This is a genomic window from Pseudomonas frederiksbergensis, from assembly GCF_003732705.1.
GTDB classification, from domain to species: domain Bacteria; phylum Pseudomonadota; class Gammaproteobacteria; order Pseudomonadales; family Pseudomonadaceae; genus Aquipseudomonas; species Aquipseudomonas frederiksbergensis_F.
Window position 1 is genome coordinate 662933 of the sequence record NZ_MOBR01000009.1, and the last position, 24307, is coordinate 687239.

5 protein-coding genes are annotated in these 24307 nt (G+C 63.7%); all 5 read right to left on the bottom strand.

The window, feature by feature from the left end:
- Nucleotides 1–15: 15 nt before the first annotated feature.
- Nucleotides 16–885 (bottom strand): TauD/TfdA dioxygenase family protein, encoded by an 870-nt coding sequence (locus BK667_RS14245; RefSeq protein ID WP_123597985.1) that lies wholly within the window; start codon nucleotides 883–885, stop codon nucleotides 16–18.
- A 145-nt stretch (nucleotides 886–1030) separates the two neighbouring features.
- Nucleotides 1031–1216: an MbtH family protein gene (locus BK667_RS14255; RefSeq protein WP_123509460.1), complete on the bottom strand. Its 186-nt coding sequence runs from the start codon at nucleotides 1214–1216 to the stop codon at nucleotides 1031–1033.
- Nucleotides 1209–10325, bottom strand: coding sequence for a non-ribosomal peptide synthetase (locus BK667_RS14260; protein ID WP_123597986.1), 9117 nt, complete (start codon nucleotides 10323–10325; stop codon nucleotides 1209–1211). The genes BK667_RS14255 and BK667_RS14260 overlap by 8 nt, the downstream gene beginning before the upstream one ends.
- A complete protein-coding gene (locus BK667_RS14265) occupies nucleotides 10322–14434 on the bottom strand; it encodes a non-ribosomal peptide synthetase (protein WP_123597987.1) in 4113 nt (1370 codons plus the stop codon). Before BK667_RS14265 ends, BK667_RS14260 begins: the two co-directional genes overlap by 4 nt.
- On the bottom strand, nucleotides 14431–24132 hold the full coding sequence (locus BK667_RS14270; protein WP_123597988.1) for a non-ribosomal peptide synthetase: 9702 nt from the start codon (nucleotides 24130–24132) through the stop codon (nucleotides 14431–14433). Before BK667_RS14270 ends, BK667_RS14265 begins: the two co-directional genes overlap by 4 nt.
- Between the last annotated feature and the right edge of the window lie 175 nt (nucleotides 24133–24307).

Genomic DNA, 24307 nt, shown 5'->3' on the forward strand with positions numbered 1-24307 from the left:
GGAAGTGTTGTGCCTTCAAGCGCGGGGTTGTTTACCGAGGATGGTCACGCGTTCGCCATAGCGCGAATGCGGAAAATAATCCCAGACCGCGTGATGCTGGGTGCAGCGGTTGTCCCAGAACACCAGGGTGTTGGGCGCCCAGCGCACGCGGCAACTGAGGATCGGTTCCCGTGCGATCAGGTCGAACAGCATGTTCAACAGCATCTGACTCTCGCCGCCCGACAACTGGACGATGTGCGAGGTAAACCCGGAATTGACGAACAGCGTCTTGCGCCCGGTTTCAGGGTGACGGACCACCACCGGGTGTTCGGTCTTGGGCAGATTGGCCGGTGGCTGGAAGCCCTTCCACGGAATCTCGCCATCATGGATCGCCGTCAACTCACCCAGGAACTGCTGCATCGTGGGTGACAGCATTTCAACCGCCAGGTGCATGTTGGCGAACAGCGTGTCGCCGCCGGTGCCGATGGCCGGGGTTTCCTTGACGTACAGCATCGAGCCCATAGACGGTTCCAGGTCGGCGGTGCCGTCGGTGTGCCAGGTTTCCCCGGCGACGAACCGCGATTGTGCGTTGGCGCGGATCACCACCAGCTCCGGGTCATCGCCATCGATGTCCTCCACCGGCAAGGCCCGCAGTTCGCCGAACAGTCGGCCAAACGCCTTGTGCTGTTCCACCGTCAGGTGCTGGTCGCGGAAGACCAGCACATGATTCTCCAGAAAGGCGCGGCGCACTTCTGCGAGCTGTTCGTCGCTCAACGGTTGCGCCAGGTCCACGCCGCTGACCTCGGCGCCGATGATCGGCGTCAGACGGTCCACTGCGATGATTTTGTAAGGCGCACGGGCTTGCCCTGCGATGTGCTCGATAGCCTTCAATGCCAATTGATCCATGTTCCCTCACCTTATTATTTGAATGGCCGATCACCAAACCCTGTGGGAGCGGGCTTGCTCGCGAAAGCGGTGTGTCAGGCGACATCAATGTTGACTGTGCCGCCGCATTCGCGAGCAAGCCCGCTCCCACAGGGGGTGACGATGTTCAATGCTGAAGCGACCGCGGCCGCATATCGCTCCAGTGTTCAGCGATGTAATCCAGGCAAACCTGCCGCTCACCGCGCTGCCCCACCTCGGTCCATCCATTGGCCATCGGCTTGCCCACCGGCCACAGGGAGTACTGGCCTTCGTCGTTGCGTACCACATCGAATTGCGGGTTGGTCTCACTCATGCTGATCGCCCTCCTCGGGTTGCGAATCGGTGCTGATTATTTCGGCAATCATCCGTGCCCACTGGCCCGCGACGATGCCGTAGTGGTCGGTGTCCAGCAGTTGCCAGCTCAGCAACTGCGGGAACAATCCCTGCCAGGTGTGTTTGAGGTCTTCGACATTCCAGGCACTGCCTACGCCGTAGGGGTTGGCTTGTGCCGCGATGAACATGCGCACGGAGGTGGTCGCCAACGGCGGTGGCTGGAAGGTCCCCATGCTGGTGATGTTGTGGTGGCAGCAACGGGTCAGGCGCTGCAAATAGGCTTGTCGGTCTTCCGGCAATGCCCGGCCGATAGCATCAGGCCAACGCTGGGCAAATTCGCGCTGGAACACCTGCTCGATCGCCTGATCATCAATGCTCGCCAGTTCCGCGCCAGCATCCGGCGCGGGCGGGTCGATCAGGTACAGCAGCGGTTGCCTGAATCCGGATTGCTGCGCCAGGCTGCACATCGACTGCGCCACCCAGGCGCCGAATGACCATCCCGCCAGGCGCCAGACACCAGCGTTGACGTCCCGGACCTGCACCGTTTCCAGGTAAAGGGCCGCGCGCTCGGCGAGGCTGATGTTCGGCAAGTCCGGCAGACGCAACGCCGGATCGGCGATCACCCGCACACCCAGATCAGGATGCAGCGCCGAGACCAGTTCCCGGTAAGCCTGAACATCACCGCCCACCGGGTGAATCAGGTACAGCCACTCACGGCCGGCACCCGCGTGCCACTGATCAATCTGCACCGCATCGGCCCAAGTGTTTGGCGCCGTTGCCGTCACACAGACAGCGGCAGCATCCACCAGTGCCAGGATCTCTTGCAGGCTGACCTTGTGACTGAACTGCGAGAGCTGGAACACCTCGCCGGTGGCCGCTTGCAGTTCATCGATCAGGTCGAGCAACGTCAGCGAATCCGCCCCCAGTTCGTACAAGGAATCGTCGTCATCGAGGGCAGTCACGCCGAGCCACTTGCACAGGCAGTCGTGCAGATGGCTGTGCAGATCCAACACCTGCGGCACGTTGACCGGCGCAATTGCAGCGCCATGTCGAACCGGATAAAAACGCCGCGCAGTATCGATGCCGGTGGTCGAGATCAGCAGTTGGGGCAGTTGCGTTGCCATGGCCAGGTCGAACACCCGACAACCTTCCTGCGCCGACAATCCGACCGTCAGGTGTTCCTGGTGTGCGACGTCGCCGGTGCCGCTGGTGGTGGCCATGCCGATGTCGCGCCAGATGTCCCAGTTGATGCCCAGGCGCACGCAGTTGCCGGCGGCGTTCGGGCGGTAATGGGCGAAGCCGTCGAGCACCGCGCTGGCGGCCGCGTAATCCATATGCCCCGCGCCACCGAATAACGCTGACATTGATGAGCAATACAGGACAAATCCGGGCTGCATCGCTTCAATCAACGCCTCGACCGCGAGCATGCCACGGGTCTTGGCCGCCATGGCCTCGCCCAGTTGCCGGGCGTCACGTTGGCGAATCAGACTGCCCGCACCGACACCGGCAGCGTGAATCACCCCGGCAAAACCTCCGTAACGCCGGGCCAATTGCTCGAGCACCGCTGGCCAACGGGCCAGGTCGGCGATGTCGGCCTGGACGCTGTCGATCCGCGCGCCATACGCCGCCAGCGCCGCCGGCAATTCACCGCCACGGGAAAGCACGACGATGCGTCGTTGCGGGGCCTGCAACAGGTGTTCACACAATGTGCGACCGATACCACCCGTGCCACCCAACACCAGGAACGTGCCGTCGGTGGGCAGCTTATTCGGCGTCGATGCCATTTCCGGCAATGGGCTGGCCATCAATCGTGGTTGCCACAGGTAAGCGCCGCGAACTGCCATGCGCCGAGGCAAAGACGCCGGATCAGCGAGCAACGTCGCCAGTTCCTGCGCGCCCAATCGGGACGATGGCCAATCCAGCCAGTGACAGCGCACCGGGTATTCCTGGGGCAGCACTTCGGTGATTCCGGCCAGCGCCGCGAGTTCGGGGCGCGCCACTTCGCCGTCCACCGGACACGCCTGCCACGACATCAGCCACAACCGCAGGGTCGTCGTGCGCGAAGTTTGTCCCCACGCCTGCATCAAGGCACTGACCGTGTCCAGACCGGCCCACTGCGCCGCCGCCAGGCTTTGCTCATTGACCGCGCCCGTCACCGACAGCGGCAAGGCATGCAGCCAGTCCAGTTCGCCTGGCACTGACTCAACCACTTCGTCGAGCAAGCGAGTCAAGGCCTGGACGTCCAGTGGGTCAAGCTCGAAACGATCCGTACCGAGTCGCTTGAAGCCATTCCCCGCGCGCACCTGAATCACCCGCTGATAAACGCCATTCAGGCACTCCAGCAACGTCGCGTCAGGCGCATCGTTGCTGCAGAAGACCAGGGTTTCACGCTGGGCAACAATCGCCGCCGTGTCCAGGCGTCGGACGCGCACCCATTGCCGTTGGTAGAACCAGTCGGCCAACGGTTGTCGCTCGATGGCCATCGCCTTTTCGGGTTCAGCCACCGTTGCAGCCTGGAACCGAAAGGTTTCCAGATCAAAGGATGATGGCGGCAGATTCCAGGGTGGTGGCGCCGAGCGCCGTGGCCAGTCGATGGTTGCACCGGCGTACCACGCGTCCATCAGCGCCTGGGTTGAATGTTCATTGGCCTTCAGGCGCACACTGGAGGCCGTGATTTCCTTGATCGACGCAGCGTTTACAAGCAACGTGTCAGCGGATTGGCAGAGCATTGCAAAGCGCCAGCGCAATTGACGGCGACCGGATTGCAGGTGACTCAGCAGCGCTTCGCGACGCTCGGGAAAAGCATCCCAATACCCTTGGATCGCCGCGATATCCCGCAGCAACGCCGCACGGCTGTGGGCCGAAATCATCAGGAGCGGCACCGCATCCTCCGCCACAATCTCCTGCTGCTGCGCGGCACCGACAATCACATGGGCATTGGTGCCGCCGATGCCAAAGCTGCTGACCCCCGCCAAGCGCCGACGACCTGCTGGCCATGGCCGCGACGTGGTCGGTATGTAAAACGGTGAATGTTCCAGGTCGATTTGCGGGTTGATCCGGCCAAAGCCGAGGTTCGGCGGCACCACGCCATGGAACACCGCGAGGCTGGCGCGAATCAGCCCCACCACCCCCGCCGCCGCGCCCAAATGGCCGATCTGGCTTTTCACCGAGGCCAACGCGCAACCGCCTGCCGGGGCATCACCGAACGCCTTGCTCAGCGCCGCGACCTCAATCGGGTCGCCCAATAAAGTGCCGGTGCCGTGGGCTTCGATGTAGCCGATGTCAGCGCCGGTCAACCCGGCCTTGCCCAAGGCCTCGCGGATGACTGCGCTCTGCCCGGCCACCGAGGGCGCGGTGTAACTCATCTTGCCCCGGCCATCGTTGTTCAGTGCCGAAGCTTCGACCAGCGCATAGATCCGGTCGCCATCCGCTCGGGCCCGAGCCAAAGGCTTGAGCACCACCACGCCGTAACCACTGGCGCCGATGGTGCCGCTGGCGTCGTCGCTGAACGGCCGACACAGGCCATCACTGGAAAAAATGTGCTGCGAGCGATGGCGATAGCCGTCGGTCAACGTCGGGTCGATCAGCACACCGGCCGCCAACATCACATCGCTGTCACCCTGGCGCAGCATTGCGCTGGCCAGGTGCACGGCAATCAACGAACTGCCGCACGCCGCCTGCACGCTCATGGCCGGGCCGGTGAGGTCGAGATGGTAGGCGGCTTTGGTCGCCAGGAAGTCCTTGTCGTGGTGCAGCGCCATCTGGAAGCCGTCCGGCAAAGCACCTTCGGCGGTCTCGCGCAACATCTGCTGGAAGTAAGTGGTTTCGCCACAACTGGCAATCAGGCCGATGCGCGGGCCTTCAGCAGAAGGCGCGATCGCGGCGTGTTGCAGCGCCTGCACACAAGCCATCAACAAATGCCGCTGTTGCGGGTCCATCAGGCGCGCTTCCTGGCGACTGATGCCGAAATACTCGGGGTCGAAATCCAGCATCCCGGCGAGCTGACTGCGGGCACCGACGCGCCCATCGGACGCCTCGAAATGCTCGATCCCCAACTCGCCGCCCTGAACCATGTTCCAGAACTCATCAAGGTTCTGCGCCCCGGCGACGTTGACCGCCATGCCGATGATCGCCATGGGTTGCTGGCCGACATCGGCGTGGCGGACACGCTCGGTCGGGGTCGATGGCGCGGCGGACAAATGCGCCGCGAGCCGTCGCACGGTCACCTGTTCGAACAGATCAGCCATCGCCACTGTGTGCGGCAGTTCCTGGTTGTAACGGGCGTGCAGACGCATCAGGCCGAGGCTGGTGGCGCCGGCTTCGAAGAAGGTTTGATCGGGTTCGATCTCTCGGCCGATCACGGCGCTGAACAGCGCGCTCAGTTGTTGCTCCAGCCCGCTCAGCGGAATGGCCGGTGGCGTCGAGCGCCGCCGTTCCAGCGCCTCGCCCAGCCCACTCAAGGCCTTGCGGTCGATTTTGCCGCTGGGCGTGCGCGGCCAGGCGTCGATCCGTCGATACTCGTCGATGCGCACGTGGGCCGGCAGTTGCCGGGCCACCTGACGATCCAGCGTCTGTGCCGTCGCCGGCTCGCCTTCCAGTTGCAGATAAGCGATCAAACTCGGCGGATCGGCCTGGACCGTCACCAGCGCATTGATCACTTGTGGAACCTGCATCAGCGCCGCTTCGATCTGCCCCAGTTCCAGGCGATGACCGCTGAGTTTGATCTGCTGGTCGTCACGCCCCAGGTAATGCAGGCAACCTTGTGGATCGGCCCAGGCCAGGTCGCCGGTGCGATAGAACAACCGGGTGACGCCATCGGCTTGAGGCAATTCGATAAACCGCGTCACGTTGAGCGCCGGGTCCGCGAGATAACAGCGGGAAATCATCGGCCCCGCCACCAGCAGGTAGCCACGGCTGCCGTTCGGTACCGGCCGGTCGTGTTCGTCCACCAACAGCAGTCGGGCGTTGGCGACGGCTTGGCCAATCGGTGCCCGCAGCGGCCAGTCACGGGCGGTTGCCGGCAAGCGGTAGGCGCTGACGACGTGGGTTTCGGTCGGGCCGTAGTGATTGAACAGCGCCGCCAGCGGCAGACCGCTGAACCAGGTTTTCAATGCATCGGTGCAGAGCAATTGCTCCCCCGCCGTGACTACTTCACGCAACGCCGGCGGGTATACGCCGTGGGCGACAGCGGTTTGCGCCAGATGCTGCAACGCTACGCAGGGCAGGAACAAACGTTCGATCCGCGCCTCCAGCAGATACGCCAACAGCGCTTGGGCATCCTGGCGCCAACGCGGCGTGATCAGGTGATAGGTGCCACCGCCGCACAAGGTGCCGAAGATCTCCTGAAACGACACGTCGAACGACAGCATGGAAAACTGCAAGGTCACCGATTTCGCCGGCAACTGACCCTCGGTGCGCTGCCATTGCAGCAGGTTGCACAGGGTACGATCCGGCACTTGCACACCTTTTGGCGTGCCGGTGGAGCCGGAGGTAAACAGCGTGTAAAGGGCACGTTCAGCGTCGTGACGCGGGCGTTCGAACGGTTGGGCTTCAGTGCTCAGATCGACCCGATGTCGGGCAAAGCGGCTGACGTTGAGGTTTTCCAGCGCCGCCTCGGTTGCGGTGCTGAACAACACGCAATGGGGTTGCGCCTGCTCCAGCACTTGGCGCTGCACCAGAAGCGGATAGCCAGGGTCCAGCGGCACGGCGGTCAGGTTGAGTTTGGCCAAGGCCAGCAAGGCAACGATATGTTCGACCGAGGCTTCGAGGAACAGCACCACATGCAGCGATGGGTTTTCCTGAATCGGCAGTGGATGGCATTCAATCAAGGTCGCCGCCAACGTGTCGGCCAACCCATTCAATTCGCCATAACTCAGGCGTTGCTGTCCCGCGACCAGCGCGGTGGCGTGGGGCGTGCAAAGAACCTGATGCTCGAACCAGTCGGCCAAGGTGTTGAACGGCGGTGAGCCGCTGACGCCTTCACTGGCCGGCGGCAGTTGGCGGCGATAAGGACTGAGCAAATCGTCGAGGGTCGCCGCCGGGGTATCCAGCAGCAAGTCGAGGCCACGGCAAAACAGTTCATTCACCGCGCGCATCTGCGCTTCATCGAAATAGCTGCACTGGTATTCCCACCAACATTCAGTGCCCACCACGAGCAAGGTCAGCGGGCATTTGGCCTGTAACGGCTCGCTGAACTCCAGCGTCGCCCGCAAGCCTGAAATGGCCAGTGCGGCGTAATCGGTGTTTTCCAGCACGAACATAAAATCGAACAACGGCGTGCCCGACGACAACCGCAGGTCTTCCACCAGATCCGCCAGGGCCACGTCTTGCAACGCCAACACCTCGCGCACGGTGGCGGTCTGGCGGCGCAATTGCTCGCCCAGCGCCAGTGCATTGTCGACAGCGGTTGGAATCAGCACGGTGTTGGCAAACATGCCCAACGTTGCTTCGAATTCCGCCAACGGCCGGTTGGACACCGGGCTGGCGATCCGTGGCCGTTCACACCCGGTCAGGGCGTACAGGCTCCAGGCGAACACACTGAACAGCACTTCAAAACGGGTCAGGCGTTGTTGGCTGCAAAAGCGCTCCAGGGCAGCGCTGCGCAGATCGCCCAAGGGTTCGCGATACAACCGCGCTTCCGGGCTGACGGCACGCATCGGCATTAGTGCGGGCGACGGCGCTTCCTGCTGGCGGTGCAATTGCGCCAAGACCCGACGCTGGTCGCGGTAATGCGGGCTGACACTCCACTGGCCCTGCCACAGGCCAAATTCCAGTGCCGTCAGCCGTGGGCTCGGTTCACGGCTGACGCGACCCTGCACGGCGTCTTCATACAAATGTGTGAGGTCATCGAACAACAGGTTCATCGACCAGCCATCGACAATGATGTGGTGCAGATTCAGCAGCAGCCGACAGCTGCCATCGGCGAACGGCAGCAGCCAGGCCTGGAACAGGGTCGGCGTGGTCAGATCGAACGGCGTACCGAACACCAGCGTCGCGAAGGCTTGCCAGGTGTCTTCGGCAAATTGCCCCGGCTCGAACGTGCGGCAAACCGGGCCGTGTTCGGCAATCACTTGATCGAGGCCATCAGCGCCGGACTCAAACGCCGTGCGCAACCCCGGATGACGCGCCGCCAGTTGCCCCACGGCGTGCGCCAGCGCAGGCACATCGACACCCGCGACCAGGTGCAGAATCAGCGGCACGTTATAAGCGGTCGATGTGGGTGTGCGCTGTTGCATCAGCCATAAACGGCGTTGTTCGGCGGTGGCCGGCAGACGGCGTGCGCTGCTGATTGCCGGTGCGGGAGGATAGACAGGCATGCTGACTTGATCGCCGCTCAGCTGTTCAGCCAGCGCCGCAAACGGCTCGCTCAACAACGTAGCGATGGCGATTTCCCGCTGCCAGTGCGTGCGAATCGCCGAACGCAGGCGCATGGCCTTGAGCGAGTCGCCGCCACTGCCGAGCCAGTCGTCGTGGGCGCCCAAGGTCGGTTGGCCCAGCAAGGTGCGAACCTGCGTCAGCAACCAGCTCAGCGCCGGCGAAACGTCGCCGTCACTCTCCTCGACCGCTGGCCGCCATGGCGTCAACGGTTGTGCCAGCAAGCTGTCGCGGTCAATCTTGCCATTGGCGGTCAGCGGCAGACGCTCCAGCAAAAACACTTGGTGCGGGCGCATGTAGGACGCCAGTCTGGCGTGCAGATGGGCGTCGAACTCAGCGTATTCCAAGCTATCGCGCGGCACGATAAACGCCAGCAACTGATGATCTTCAGCCGCCAGGCGCCGGGTGCAGACGTAGGCCTGCGCCACCTGTGGATGCTGCAGAATCTGCAGCTCCACCTCCCCCGGTTCGATACGGAAACCACGGACCTTCACCTGTCGGTCAACCCGACCCACGTACTCGATCAGCCCTTCGGCGTTGACCAGCACCCGATCACCCGTTCGGTAGTGCACCTGGGCGCCACCGTCGAGTTCGGGCAGGCGCACGAAGCTGCGAGCAGTGTCTTCGGCACGGTTGCGGTAGCCACGGGCAACACCGCTGCCACTCAGGTACAGCTCGCCGACTTCACCGACCGCCACCGGTCGTTGCTGCGCATCCAGCACTCGCACGCCGGTGTCCGGCAATGGCCGGCCAATCGGCACCGCGAGGCCGTTGAAGTCCCGGGAAATCGGGTAGCACAAGGCAAACGTGGTGCATTCGGTGGGGCCGTAGACGTTGAAGATCTGGCAATCACTGTCAGGATTCGCCCGGTACCAGGCACGCACGGCAACGGCGCTGATTTGCTCGCCACCGATCAGCACCTGACGCAGGCTGACGAAACACGAAGGACACTCCGCGCTCAAGGTGTTGAACAGCGAAACGGTCATGAACAGGTTATCGACCCGCTGCTCTTCCAACACCCGGGCCAGACGTTGCGCGTCCAGCAGGTCGTGATCGGCAATCATCACGCAGCAACCGCCGTTGAGCAGCGGCGCCCACAGCTCGAAACTGCATGCATCGAAGGCCGGATTCGACAGGCAGGCAAAACGGTCCGCCGGACGAATCTCGATATAGCCTGCGGTTTGAGTCAGGCGCAGCAGGCCCCGTTCGCCGACTTCCACCGCTTTCGGGGTGCCGGTGGTGCCCGAGGTGTAGAACAGGAAACTGACGTCGGCAAAGGTATCTGCCAAGGGCTGTGACGGTTGGTCCGGGTGGTCCAGCAGTGCCTCGACACTCGTCTGCCAAAGCGAGGGTGTCGGGGTCCATTCCTCGTCCAGGGTAATCAACCCCACGCACGCGGCATCGGCGAGCATCAGGTCCAGGCGCTTGGCCGGGCTGGCACGGTCCAGCGGCACCACCACGGCGCCGACTTTCAACGCGCCGAGAATCACCGCGAGCCATTGCCAAGAACGCGGCAGGCACAGCGCCAGTGACTCGCCCGGTTGCACGCCACGGGCCTGTAAACCACGGGCAATGCGCTCGCTGGCGCTGGCCAGTTCGGCGTAGGTCAACCGTACGTGCTGGTCGATCACCGCCAGGGCTTGGGGATCGCGGCATACTTGGCCGGCAAATTGGGCGAGCAACGTGAGCATCGGTGGGTTCTGCGAATTCATCATTTCGCCTCCTGCGCGTCGAAGCGTTGCAGCTCTTGCTTGAGGGTCTGCGAGACCCGGTGCACTTCAGCGGTTTCGAGCATGTCCCAGTGGCCGCCATTCACCAGTTTCGCCAGGTAGCCGTCGCCGGCACGCCGACGCCAGAAACCGCGCAGCTCATGCAACTGCTGGCGGCTGAAGCCTTCCCGGGCCTGAATCAGCACCACGCGACCGGCCCGTGGCTCACATTCGTAGCCGGCCATGGCCAGGCGATTGTGGTTGTAGAGGTGGAAATAGCGCTCAACCTGCGCGTCTTCGATGCCGGGGTACATGCCATTGAAGCGCACCAGTTTGTCGCGGAACTCGGCCATGTCCACGGTGCCGATCTGCTGCCGGAAACTCGGGTCATCGGAGCCTTGGGTATCGAGCAGCACCACCGTCACGTGACGATGCCCGGACGCGGTCAGGCGCCGGGCCATTTCATAGGCCACCAGGCCGCCGAAGGACAGCCCGGTGAGCACCAGCGGTTGTGTCGCCAGCGGTTCGATCAAGCGCAAATAGGCGTCGGCCATGGCTTCGACCGTCGGCTCGGTGGCCTCCCCCGGATTCAACCCCGGCGACTGCACGCCGTAGACACCCACGGCCTCCGGCAACACTTTGGCCAGGGACAGGTAACAAAACGCGGTGCCGCCCGCCGGGTGAATGCACACCACATTGCGCCGGCCCGCACCGCGCCGGAATTCGATCAGGTTGCTCTGCACCGCCGCCGGGCTGGCCCCGGCGCGCAACCAGCCGCCCAGGGCTTCGATGGTCGGGTAACCGAGCACCACGCGCACCGGCACCTCGACGGCGAAGGCCTGGCCGATCTGATGGGCCATTTTGATCGCCGCAATAGACGTCCCGCCGACATTGAAAAAGTTGTCACGAATGCCAATCTGAGTGGCCAGCAACAAGCCTTTCCAGATCTGGTACAGCGTCAGTTCGATGTGGTCCCGTGGGCTGCTGAGGTTGACCTGCCGATTGGCCAGGTCTTGATCGGCCAGGCTCGTCAGTGCCACGCGATCGACTTTGCCATTGGCGGTCAGCGGCAGTGTGTCGAGCCACAGATAAGCGCTGGGCAACACGGCGCTCGGCAGGGTCGTCGCCAAGTGCGCGTGCACCGCCGATTCATCCGGCGTCTCAACCACCGCACAGCACGCTACCAGCCGCTGGTTCTGCGCCGTGTCACCAACCATCAGCACCACGGCGGCACGGATGTCGGCGAACGCTTCCAGCCGCGCTTCGATCTCGCCCAGCTCCAGGCGCACGCCGCGCAATTTGACCTGAAAATCGTTGCGACCGAGGAACTCCAATTGGCCGTCCGGGCGATACCGCGCCAGATCGCCGCTGCGATACAAGCGGTCACCGGGGACGAACGGGTTGTCGATAAAACGCTCGGCCGTGAGTTGCGCCAGCCCCAGATACCCGCGCGCCACACCGACGCCGCCGATGTGCAGTTGCCCGGTGACGCCTGCCGGCACGGGCGCATCGCGCTCATCCAATACGTAGAAGCGGTTGTTGGCGATGGGCCGGCCAATCGGCACTTGCAGGGCAGGCACTTCGGCGCCGGGCTCCAGGGTCCAGACGCTGTTGATTACCGTGGTTTCGGTCGGACCATAGACGTTATGCAAACGGGCATGGGGCAGCCGTTCCTGAAAACACCGGGCCAGGGCTGGCGACAGCTCACCGCCGCCGCTGAAGACGTCGGTCAGCTCGGTACACAGGCTGACCTCATCGACCTCAAGAAACAATTGCAGCATCGCCGGTACAAACACCAACGCCGTGACGCTTTGCTCGCGCACCACGCGGGCCATGTAACCCGGCTCCAAATGGCCACCGGGACGCGCCACCACCAAGCGCCCGCCCGTGGCCAGCGGCCAGAAGGTCTCCCACGCCGAGGCGTCGAAACCGAAGGGAATCTTGTGCAGCATCACCCCCGTTTCGCCGCACACCTGCGAACACCACAACAGCAGATTGCTCAAGCCACGGTGGGCGACCATCGCGCCTTTGGGCAACCCGGTGGTGCCCGAGGTGTAAATCACATAGGCGAGGTGATCCGCCGTCACCCCCACGCTGCGCGGGTCGGGATTGTCGGGCGACAGCCCGGCCCAACTCGCGGCATCAGCCTTGAGGTCGAGCACTGGCGCTTCCCAGGTTGAACCTTGCTGCGCCTGGCGCAGTATCGAGTGCGCCGGGCCAAGGGTCAGCAGCACCGCCGGGGTGCTGTCGCTGAGCATGTGGCTCAGGCGTCCGACCGGGTAATTGGGGTCCAGCGGCACATACGCGCCGCCGGCCTTGAGCACCGCCAGCAGCGCCACCGGCAGTTCCAGCGAGCGCTCGACGCACACCGCCACGCGCACGTCCGGGCCGACACCGAGGCTGCGCAAATACGCCGCCAGACGATTGGCCCGGGCATTCAATTCGGCGTAACTCAGGATTTCGGATTCGAACACCACCGCACAGGCCTGCGGATCGCGCGCGACCTGCGCTTCGATCAAGCGGTGCACGCAATCGGCCGGTTGTGCCAGCGGCGCGGAGCGGTTCCAGTCCACCAGGATTTGTTCGCGCTCGGCCTCGGCCATCAGCGACAAAGCGCCAATCGGCTGCTTGGGGTCCAGGGCAATCTGTTCGAGCAACTGCCGGTAATGACCGCTCAGGCGCTCAATGGTCGTCACGTCGAACAGGTCGGTGTTGTATTCCACCAACAGGTTCAGGCGCCCTTCCCGTTCGACCCATTCAAATGCCAGGTCGAACTTCGACGTGGCGCTGCTGGTGCCATAGGTGGACAGGCTCAAACCCGGCATTTGCACAGCACCACCGGGGGTGTTCTGCAACACCAGCATCACTTGGAACAGCGGCGAATGACCGGTATCGCGTTGTGGGTTGACCGCCTCGACCACCCGGTCGAACGGCACGTCCTGATGGGCGTGGACATCGAGCATTTGCCCGCGCACGTCACGCAGCAGTTCGGCGAAGGTGTGCTGCGGATCCAGACGTTGGCGGATCACCAGCGTGTTGACGAAGTGACCAATCAGCGGCTCGATTTCCGGACTGCTGCGGTTGGCGAACGGCGTGCCGATGCACAGGTCCTGTTGGCCGCTGTAGCGCCACATCAGCACCGCCAGCGCGCCCATCAACACATTGAACAAGGTGCCTTGGGTTTGTCGGGCCAACCCATTGAGTTCTCGCAGCGTGTTGCCGTCCAGGGATGAGCTGAACGTGGCGCCGGCGTAACGCTGCACCAACGGCCGTGGCCGGTCGCCGGGCAGAGTGGACAGCGACGGCGCATCGGCCAGGGTACGCCGCCAGTAATCGAGTTGCGCGGTCAACGCATCACCGCCCAGACGTTGCTGCTGCCAGCAGGCATAGTCGGCGTATTGCACCGGCAATGGCGCCAGGCTCGACGGCTCGCCCCGCTGATAATCCCCATACAGGGTCGCGACTTCGTGCAGGATCACGCCCATCGACCAGCCGTCAGCGATGATGTGGTGCACGCTGTACAGCCACAAATATTCGTCGTCGGCCAGGCGCAACAACGAGGCCCGCAGCAATGGACCGGTGGCCAGGTTGAACGGCGCCCGTGCATCGTGATCGACTGCCGCCTGGACCTGCTGCTCGCGCTCGGCGGCTGGCGAATCCCGTAGATCGGTTACAGCCAGTGCAAGCGCCATCGCCGGGTGCACCACCTGACGCGGTTCGCCATCGACGCTGCAAAACGTCGTGCGCAGGATTTCGTGGCGCTGGATCAGTTCGTTCAGCGCCTTTTCCAGCAGCGGCACCTCCAGCGACCCCTTGAGGGTCACCTCCGAGGGCACGTTGTAGAACGCGTTGCCCGGTTCCAGTTGATCGAGAAACCACAGTTGCCGCTGGGAAAACGACAGCGGCCAATTCGCTTCGCCAGCCGCCCGCAACGGAATCGCCGCCGCGTCCTGGCCACCGAGCAACGCAATCAGCTCAACCTTGTGGCGCTTGAGCGCCTGCATCATGTCTTGCGTCAGAAAGCCACGGGGCGCCTTGCAGCGCAGTTTGTCGCCGTCCACTTCGAGGACCACGGCGTGACGAGCGAACAGCTCCAGCAATTGATAGGCGTTCATACTTCAAATTCCTCCATGTCGCTGTCGTCACTGGGCTCGTCAGGGGCAAAGGCCTCGACCTGAGAACGGTGTTGTTCATCCGTGGTGCGCAGGCCACCGACCATCGAGTAGATCAACTGGTGGCTAGGCCCCAGGTCGAACAGCGCCGGCAATTGCGCCTCCTCAATCGAACCGACGCCACACAGGCCAAGGCCGTGCTCGACGGCGGTCATGGTCAGCAATTGCGCCATGGCGCCGCTTTCGATGTGGCAGAAGTCGCGACTGCGTTCGCCGTACAGCGGGCGGATCGCGGCCATGTCGGCGATGAAAAACAGCGAGAACGCGGCGTTCTCGTACACCGGGCGGTTGACGAAATAGTCGTAGGTATCCGGGTCGAGCACCCCGCTGTCGAGGGCCAGCAACCGATGCTGGCGCGGGTCGTAGTAATACGCGCCACCGGGCACGCCAAGCACCCGCTCCGGTTTGACGTACAGGTACGCCTGGATTGGGTACAACCCGCCCGCCGACGGGAACTGGTATTTCACTTCACCGTCGAGTTGGCCCTGGGTGAGCACCGCCAACAGCTCGGCAAATGCCTGGGTTTGAATCGGTTGCGCGCCGTACTGACGCACCGAGCGCAAATCGCTGAAACGCCGGGCGAACGCCGATCCCTGCGGCAGTGTCAGCGCCACCTCCGGCAACGCCCGGTCAAAGCTGCGACGGCCGCGCTGATCAGCCTTGAACTGCGCACGCTGTTGCGGATCTTCGATGACCTCTTCAGGGCTGCTCGCGCGCTGTTGTGCGTTGCTGACCAGTGCCTGGCGCGCCAGGCTTTGGCGATACATGCCGATCAAATGCAGCAAGGTCGGCTGCGCCAACAGTTGCGCGACGTGGGGACGGAACCGCAGTTCGCTGGACAGTGCGTTGCTGATCCGCACGATGTCGATCGACGTTGCGCCGAGGTTCAACAGGTTGGCATTGCCGGCGATGGCATCGCGCTTGAGCACGCCCTGCACGATCTCCACCAACCGATGTTCCTGTGGCCCATCGACTTCCAGCGCCGGGCCGGACTCCTGTTCCAGGGACGGTTCCGGCAAGCGTTTCTTGTCGACCTTGCCGTTGGACGACAGCGGCCAGGCCTCCACGAAAGTGAACGACGACGGCACCATGTACGCCGGCAGTTTGTCCGCCAGGTACTGGGCGAAGTCGCTGGCCTGCAACGCCGGATCAGCCTTGAGCACATACCCGGCCAGACGTTTTTCCCCCAGCGTGCTGCCGAGGATTTGCACCACAGCCCCTTGCACGCCGGGATGGCGATTGAGCGCGGCTTCGATCTCGCCCAACTCGATGCGATAACCCTGGACCTTGACCTGATTGTCTTCGCGGCCGAGGAACTCGATGTTGCCATCCGGTAGCAAACGCCCGAGGTCGCCGGTGCGGTACAGGCGTTCACCGGTCAACGGGTGCGGGAAGAAACTGCCCGCGCTGAGTTTTTCATCGCGCCAGTAACCCTGGGCCAAGCCGATACCGCCGATGTACAACTGCCCCGCGACCCAGGTCGGGCGCACTTGCAGCGCTTCGTCCAGTACGTAGAAGCGCTGGTGATCGAGGGCCTTGCCGTACGGGATGCTGCGCCACGCCGGATCGACGTGCTGCACCGGATAACAGATCGACCAGATCGAGGCTTCGGTGGCCCCGCCGAGGCTGAACAGTTGCGCCGAGGGCTGCAACGCCCACAGCCGTTGCGGCAGGGTCAGGGGAATCCAGTCGCCGGACAGCATCGCCACCCGCAGGCTGGCCGGCAGCGCACCGCCCTCACCCTCCACGTACTCAAGCAACATGCCGAGCAACGCCGGCACCGAGTTCCACAGGCTCACTTGATGGCGTTCGATCAAGTCCCGCCAATGCGCCGGGTCCAGGGCCAGTTGCGGTTCAAGGACCACCACTGCCGCACCCACCGCCAGGGTGCCGAAGAAGTCATAGACCGACAGGTCGAAACTCAGGGACGAGATCGCCAACACCCGGTCCGTCGGGCCGACAGCAAAGCGCCGGTTGATGTCGAGCAAGGTGTTGACCGCGCCGCGATGGTCGATCACCACGCCTTTTGGTTGGCCGGTGGAGCCGGAGGTGTAGATCACGTAGGCCAGATCGGTGGGCGCAACGTGCACCGGTTGCAAGATTGCTTGCGCAGTCGTGACGTCGTCAGTCACGGCCATGACACTGACTTGCGCCGGCCACTCGATGATGCCGAGCAGCGCCGGTTGAGTCAGCACCAGACTCACTTCGGCCCGTTCGAGAATATGCCGCACCCGTTCCGCCGGCAGCGTCGGGTCAATCGGCAGATAAGCGCCACCGGCATACAGAATCGCCAGGCTCGCCACCACTTGTTCCCAGCCGCGTTCCATCATCACCGCGACCAGCCGATTAGGCACCACGCCCCGGGCCTGAATCCGGGCGCCGAGGTGCTGTGCTTCAACCCGCAGTTGCGCGTAGGTGAGTTGCCGCTGCGCAGCGATCACCGCGACAGCATTGGGTGTGGTGAGGGCCTGACGCTCGAATAACTCGTGCATCAACGGCAACGCGTCGTGGTGATCGAGCGGTGCCGGCAGACGCGCCAACGGCAGCAGTTGCGGTGTGCTGGCGCCCCAGGCTTGCGGTTCCAGAAGACGATCCAGCAGCGCGTTATAGGCGACGAACATCGCCTCGATCATGCCTTGCGGGAACAACTCGTCGATGCTGTCCCAGTTGAACAGCAAGCGCCCTTCCAGCTCCAGCAAGGTGTGGTCGAGCCACACTTGCGGGGTCTGGGTAATGCTGTGCATGTGTTTGGCGTTCAGCGCATCCGCGAGGTTGAATTCGGCCAGTTCCGGTGCCGCTTCCGACAACGTGCTGTTGAACACAATCGGCATCGCCGTCTGCTGCACGCCCCGGGCCTGGGACAATTCCCGCAGCACCCGCACGCCGCTGACCACCGAGTGATCGATGTCTTGCCACAACTGCGCCTGCAACGCCCGGGCCTTGTCAGTGAAACTCATGGCCCCGGCAATGCTGACTTCCAGCAGCACCAGGGAGGTGAAGTCGCCGATGATTTCATCGACGTCCGGGTGCAACGGCAAACGGTTGAACAACGGCAGACTCAGGGTGAAGCGAGGCTGGCGACTCCACAGCGCCAGCACTTCGCTGAACGCGGTCAAGAGCATCACCGACGGCGTGACCGCAAACTGTTTGGCCACGGCTTTAAGCTGCGTCCATTGCGCCGCCGGCATGTCACGGTCGCGGCGGGTGAAGTGCGGGTTGGCAATGCTGTCCGGCTGGCGCACCAGCGGTAAATCCGGCGCCGGTGCCAAGGTAGTGACGCGTTCGCGCCAATAGCTCAGCGCCTGTTCGTAGCGCGTGCCGCTGCGCAGTTGGTGTTCGGCCAACACGTAATCGCGAAAGGTCAGGCCCGGCTCCGGCAGGACCAGGCTCGGCTCGACGTAGAACGCCATCAACTCGCGAGCGAGAATCTGCGTACTCGCCGCATCGACGATCAGTGCATCCAGGCTGATGTGCAAATGGCTGATGCCGTCACCGAGCAACGACAAACTGAACTCGAACAGCGGCCAGCGACTGGCGTCCAGCACTTGGTGCGACTGGCGCTCGCGGGTGGCTTCAAGGGTCTGTTGCGCGACCTCGGCAGGCAAACCGCGCAAATCGCTGCGGGGCATGCAGTAGGTCGGCACTTGTTCCAACACTTGCTGCGTACCGTCACTGTGGAACACCACGCGCAGCATGTCGTGACGCTGGATCATGCGGTTCAGCGCCTGCTCGAAGCGCGGGGCGTCGAAGTCGGGAATGCGCAGTTCTTCGTAGCCGTGGGCACTGACGCCGCCGAGGCTGACCGTGGCTTCACGACCAAACCAATACGCTTGCTGGATATCGGTCAGGGGAAACGGCTCATGCCGCGCATCGCGATCCGCCTCGATCTCAAGGAAGGCCGGCTCGATCCGCGTGTCAGCGTTGCGCCCTGCCTGCACCTGGGCCGCCAAATCCATCAGCATTGGGGTCTTGAACAGACTGCTCAGGGACAACTGCGCGCCCATGCGCTGGTTGATCGCGTAGATCATCCGTGTCGCCAACAGCGAGTGCCCACCGAGTTCGAAGAAGTTGTCGTGAATCCCGACCCGCTCGCACTTGAGCACCTCGGCCCAGATCTCGGCCATCTGCCGTTCGGTGTCATCCCGAGGCGCGACGTAAGTGGCCCCGGCGCTGCGTTCCGGCGCGGGCAGCGCCTGACGGTCGAGCTTGCCATTGCGGGTCAACGGCAACTGCGGCATCGACACCCACGCGGTTGGAATCATGTGTTCCGGCAGGTGCCGTTGTAGCTCCGCACGCAGGGTTTCGCTGGAGGCCGGGCCGACCACATAAGCCACCAGGCGCTTGTCGCCCGTCACGTCTTCACGCAGCAACACCACGGCTTCCTGCACGCCGGGCTGCTGTTGCAGCAGGCTATCGATCTCACCGAGTTCAACCCGGAAACCGCGCAGTTTGACTTGTTGGTCGATGCGTCCCAGGTACTGCACGTTGCCGTCGGCCTGAAACTTCGCCAGGTCACCGCTGCGGTACATGCGCGCGCCCGGTTTGGCGCTGAACGGGTCCGGCACGAAGCGTTCGGCGGTCAGGTCCGGACGGTTCAGGTAACCCCGGGCCAGGCACGCGCCGGCGATGTACAACTCACCCGCCACGCCGATGGGCACCGGGTTCATGTCGATGTCCAGCACATACAGCCGCGCGTTGGCGATCGGTCTGCCAATCGGCGGCGCGTCCGGCCAGTGATCGGCATCGCTGCACGCAAGGCTGAACTGGCTGACCACATGGGTTTCGGTCGGGCCGTACTGGTTGTGCAATTGCGCGGCGCCGAGGCCGCGCACAAAGCCGCGCAGTTCATCGTTGATTTGCAGGGCTTCACCCGCCGTGACGATCTCGCAGCCTCCGGCCGGCATCGGCGCGTCGGACTCGGTCAGGCCGGCGAGTTGCTGCAACACGGCAAACGGCAGGAATGCCCGCTGCACGCCTTCAGCCACCAGGGTCGGACGCAGGGCGGCGAGGTCCTTGCGGCTGTCTTCGCTCATCAGCAACAGGCTCGCGCCCTGGCACAAAGTGCTGCAGATTTCCTGGAACGACACGTCGAAATTCAGCGAGGCAAATTGCAACACTCGGCGTGGCGTCGTCGGGTTATCGAGTTGCCAGGCGATCAGGTTATCCAGGGCGCGGCGGCTGTGGGCCACGCCTTTTGGTCGTCCGGTGGAACCGGAGGTGTAGAGCACGTAGCCCAGATTTTCAGGGCTGACGCTTACGTGCGGATCGGTGTCCGGACAGTGCGCCCAACGCTGTGCGTCGGTGTCCAGGCAGCAGCGCATCAAGTCACTGGGGGCCACATCGCGTAATGCCGACTGAGTCAGCAACAATCTCGGCGCCGCGTCGCTGAACATGAAGGCCAGACGCTCGCTCGGGTACGCCGGGTCGAACGGCACATACGCCGCGCCAGCCTTGAGGATCGCCAGCAGACCGACGACCATCTGCGCCGAACGTTCCAGGCACAACCCCACTCGATGCTCGGGACGTACGCCTTGTTCGATCAGGTAATGCGCAAGTCGATTGGCGGCCTGATTCAGTTCGCCATAGTTCAGTTGCTGGCCATCGGCGAGCAACGCCACCGCCTCAGGCGTGCGCCGGGCCACGGCTTCAAACCGCGCCACGCAACCGGGCATGGCCGATGTGTCGCGCTCGGTGCGGTTCCAGTCGTGGACGATCTGTTGATGCTGTTGCGCGCTGAGCAGATCGACCGTCGTCAACGGCTGCTCAGGGTGCTCGACCATCTGCGTCAGCACCCGGCGCAGGTACTCGCCGAACTGCGCCACCGTGCCCGGCTCGAACAGGCCCGAGGCATATTCCAGGCCACCGACAATCTGCCCGTCACGCTCGTGAAGCGCCAGTTGCAGATCGAATTTGGCCACGTGATGGCTGCTCTCGATCGGGCTGACCTCAAGGCCGGACAACAGGAGATCGGAATCCTGATCCTGCTCCCAGGCAAACAGCACCTGGAACAACGGACTGTGGGCCAGGCTACGGGGTGGGTTGAGCAATTCCACGACTTGCTCGAACGGCAAGTCCTGATGTTCCTGGGCCTCCAGCGCGACACGCCGTGCCTGTTGCAGCCACTGCGTCACCGACGGCGACCCCGAGCGAGTCATGCGCAGCGCCAGGGTGTTGACGAAGAACCCGATCAGCCCTTCCAGTTCCTGTTGGGTGCGGTTGGCGGACGGCACGCCGATCACCACGTCGGCTTGCCCGGACAGGCGCGACAGCACCAGCGACCAGGCCGCCAGCAGGGTCATGAACAGCGTGGTGCCCTGCTGCATGCACAAGGCTTTCAGCTGCGCGGTCAACGCCGGGTCAAACACCAGCGGCACGAAACCGCCGAGGTAATCCTGCACCGGCGGACGCTTGTGATCGGCCGGCAGTTCCAGCAACACCGGCGCGCCGCTGAGGGTTTCGCGCCAGTAGCGGCTCTGTTCGGCCAGCACGTCGCCGGTCAGCCACTGCCGTTGCCACACGGCGTAATCCACGTACTGCACGGGCAGCGGCGGCAGCGGATCGTCGCGATCCTGAATGGCTGCTTCATACAACAGGCCCAACTCACGGGTGAGCACGCCCATCGACCAGCCATCGGAGACGATGTGGTGCTGAGTCAGCAACAGCACATGATCGTCCACCGCCAGCCGCACCAGGCTGACACGCATCAGCGGTCCCCGGGTCAGGTCGAAGGGCTTGGCACCTTCTTCATCGATCAATTGCGTGAGACGCGCTTCGGGTTGACCCTCCAGGTCAATCACCGGCAGCTTGATGAACTGCCAAAGCGCCGCGACCAGTTGCCGCCCTTCCCCTTCAACGGCGATGAACGTGGTGCGCAGCGCTTCATGGCGCGCCACCAGTTGATTGAAGCTGCGTTCCAGGGCCTCGACCTGCAACGGACCGCGCAAGCGCAGGTTCAACGGCATGTGATACGCCGCGTTGCCACCCTCCATTTGTGCGAGGAACCACAGGCGCTGCTGGGCAGACGACAACGTTTGCGCGCCCGACCGTTCAACAGCCGCTATCGCCACGCGAGCCTTGTCCTGGTTGAGTTTCAGGCGTTCGGCGAACTGTTCCAGCACCGGCGCGGCAAACAGCGCCGAAGGTGCCACTTCCAGACCGAGTTGGTGCCGAATCTGAGCCAGCACCCGCATAACCAACAACGAGTGGCCGCCGAGGGCAAAAAACTGATCCTGTCGCCCGACCCGCCCGACGCCGAGCACGTCGGCCCAAATGGCGGCGAGGGCGATTTCCAGCGGACCTTGCGGCGGCTGGTAGTCACGCTGATCGAAAGCCTCGGCGCCAGGCACAGGCAACGTGCTGCGATCAAGCTTGCCATTGGCGGTCAGCGGCAGCGTATCCAGACGCACGAATGCCGTGGGCACCATGTAATCCGGCAGGCCGACTTGCAGTTGCTCACGCAGCAAACGCGGGCTGAGTGCCGCGTCTTGGCTTTCGCAGTAATAAGCCACCAGTCGCGATTCGCCGAGGCTGTCCTGGCGCAACAGCACCAGGCTTTCGCGCACCCCGGCGATTGCCGCCAGACGCGCTTCGATCTCCCCCAGTTCCAGGCGCAGGCCGCGCAACTTGGCCTGGAAGTCATTGCGCCCCAGGAATTCCAGATGGCCGTCAGGCCGATAACGCGCCAGATCGCCGCTGCGATACAGACGCTCGCCCGCCACGAACGGGTTGTCGATAAACCGTTCGGCGCTCAGTTGCGGCAGGTTCAAGTAACCCCGTGCGACACCGACGCCACCGAGATACAGCTCGCCCGCGACACCCACGGGAACCGCTGCGCCCAAGGCGTCGAGCAGGTAAATCCGCGTATTGGCCAACGCTCGGCCGATGGGCAACACGCCTTCGGCCACGCTGGCGGCGTTGAACTCAAAACAGGTGCTGTCGATGCTCGCTTCGGTGACGCCATAGGCCTGGACAATCTGCGTCTGATCGCCACACAGCCTGCGCAGTTGGCGGGCGCTGTGGGCGGTCCAGATGTCCGAGCCGCAGACCACGGTGCGCATGAACGACAAGTCGTGGCCGGTTTCTTCGACCCAGGCCAGCAACGGATTAAGCACTGCCGGCACGAAGTCGGCAAAACCGATGCGTGCTTCGCTCAGCAGGCGATACAGCGCCGGCGGGTCCATCAGTGATTCACGCGGACACAGCACCAAGGTGCCGCCAAAACCCAGCGCGCGGATAAGGTCGGCACTGAACACGTCGAAGGAAAAACCGGCCATTTGCAGGTGATTGAGGGGACCTCTCAAGGCGTAGAGTTTTTCCCACGCCGCGCTCACGGCGATCAGGCCACAGTGTTCAACCATCACGCCTTTCGGTGTGCCGGTGGAACCTGAGGTGTAGATCACGTACGCCAGGTGCCGCGGCGTCAGGCCGACAGCGTGGGGGTCGGGGTTGTGTGGTGACTGCGATGCCCATTGACGGGTGTCGGCAATGTCCAGGACCGTCGAATGCTCAAGGGCCACAGAGGCCGGGCCGTGGGTCAACACCACGACGGGCGCGCTATCGGCCAGCATGTGCGCCAGCCGCGCCGGTGGATACGCCGGGTCCAGCGGCACATACGCGCCGCCGGCCTTGAGCACCGCCAGCACGCCAATCAGCATGTCCAGCGAACGCTCCAGGCACAACCCGACCCGCACGTCCGGCCCGACGCCGAGGCTGCGCAGGTGATGGGCCAGGCGGTTGGCCTGGGTGTTGAGGTCGCCGTAGCTGAGTTCGTCAGCGTGCAACCGCACGGCGATGGCGTCGGGATTGCGCAGGGCCTGGGCTTCGAACAAACCGTGTACGGATTGGTTGGCGTCGAACGGCTGCTCGGCGCTGTTCCAGTCGTGCAGCAGACGCTGGCGTTCGGTGTCGCCGAGCATCTCCAGCGTCATCACCGAAGCGGCGGGTTGCGCGACTATTTGCTGCAGAACCGTCTTCAGGTAACCGGCGAAGCGCTCAATGGTCACGGCGTCGAACAGCGCCGAGGCGTAATGCAGATGACCGCTGAGGCACCCGTCGGTTTCGGCCAGGACCAGCGTCAGGTCGAACCCGGCAGGCAGTGATTCAGAGTGGTTCCAGGCAAACAGCACCTGGATCAGCGGATGGTAAGCAAGGCTGTGTTCGGGGGTGAGGTGCGCCAGCAATTGTTCGAACGGCAGGTCCTGATGCTCCTCGGCGCCGAGCAGCACCGCGCGGGTGTGATCGAGCAATTGGCTCGTGGACGGAGCTTCCGTCAGGGACAGACGCAGTGGTAGCGTGTTGCCTAAATCTCCCGTGCGCGCCCCGATCATCACCTCGTGCTGACCGGACAACCGCGCCAGCACCACCGTCCAACCGGCGAGCAACGTCATGAACAAAGAGTTGCCGTGACGCTGGCCCAAAACCTTGAGCCCTTCGGTCAGTGGCGCATCCAGTTCCAGTGCGTGCGAAGCAATTTGGGTGCCCTGCACCGCCGGCCGTGGCCGATCGGCTGGCAACTCCAGCAACGCCGGGGCGTCGGCCAGCCGTTCGCGCCAATAGGCGAGTGCCGGGGTGTCAGATGGATTTTCGGGTAAAGCGTTGGGCTGCGCGGAGGTCGTCCCACGCAAGGAAGATTTGTCGAACATCAGGCTACCGTCCATGACTACATTATTTTTGTGTGTTGGCTGGGACGTTCATCACCCGCCAGTCAGGCCCGACACTGTGTGCCGGGTCGGTCATGCGAAATCAGGGGGATAGTGCGGCTCGTACTCGCGGACCCACGTCGTTGGCAGACGCAGTGGCGTGCAGAAGGTTGCAGGG

Excerpts from the sequence above, each read along its gene's own strand:
- BK667_RS14270 (WP_123597988.1), bottom strand. The coding sequence starts at position 24,132 with ATGTTCGACAAATCTTCCTTGCGTGGGACGACCTCCGCGCAGCCCAAC.
- BK667_RS14265 (WP_123597987.1), bottom strand. The coding sequence starts at position 14,434 with ATGAACGCCTATCAATTGCTGGAGCTGTTCGCTCGTCACGCCGTGGTC.
- BK667_RS14260 (WP_123597986.1), bottom strand. The coding sequence starts at position 10,325 with ATGATGAATTCGCAGAACCCACCGATGCTCACGTTGCTCGCCCAATTT.
- BK667_RS14255 (WP_123509460.1), bottom strand. The coding sequence starts at position 1,216 with ATGAGTGAGACCAACCCGCAATTCGATGTGGTACGCAACGACGAAGGC.
- BK667_RS14245 (WP_123597985.1), bottom strand. The coding sequence starts at position 885 with ATGGATCAATTGGCATTGAAGGCTATCGAGCACATCGCAGGGCAAGCC.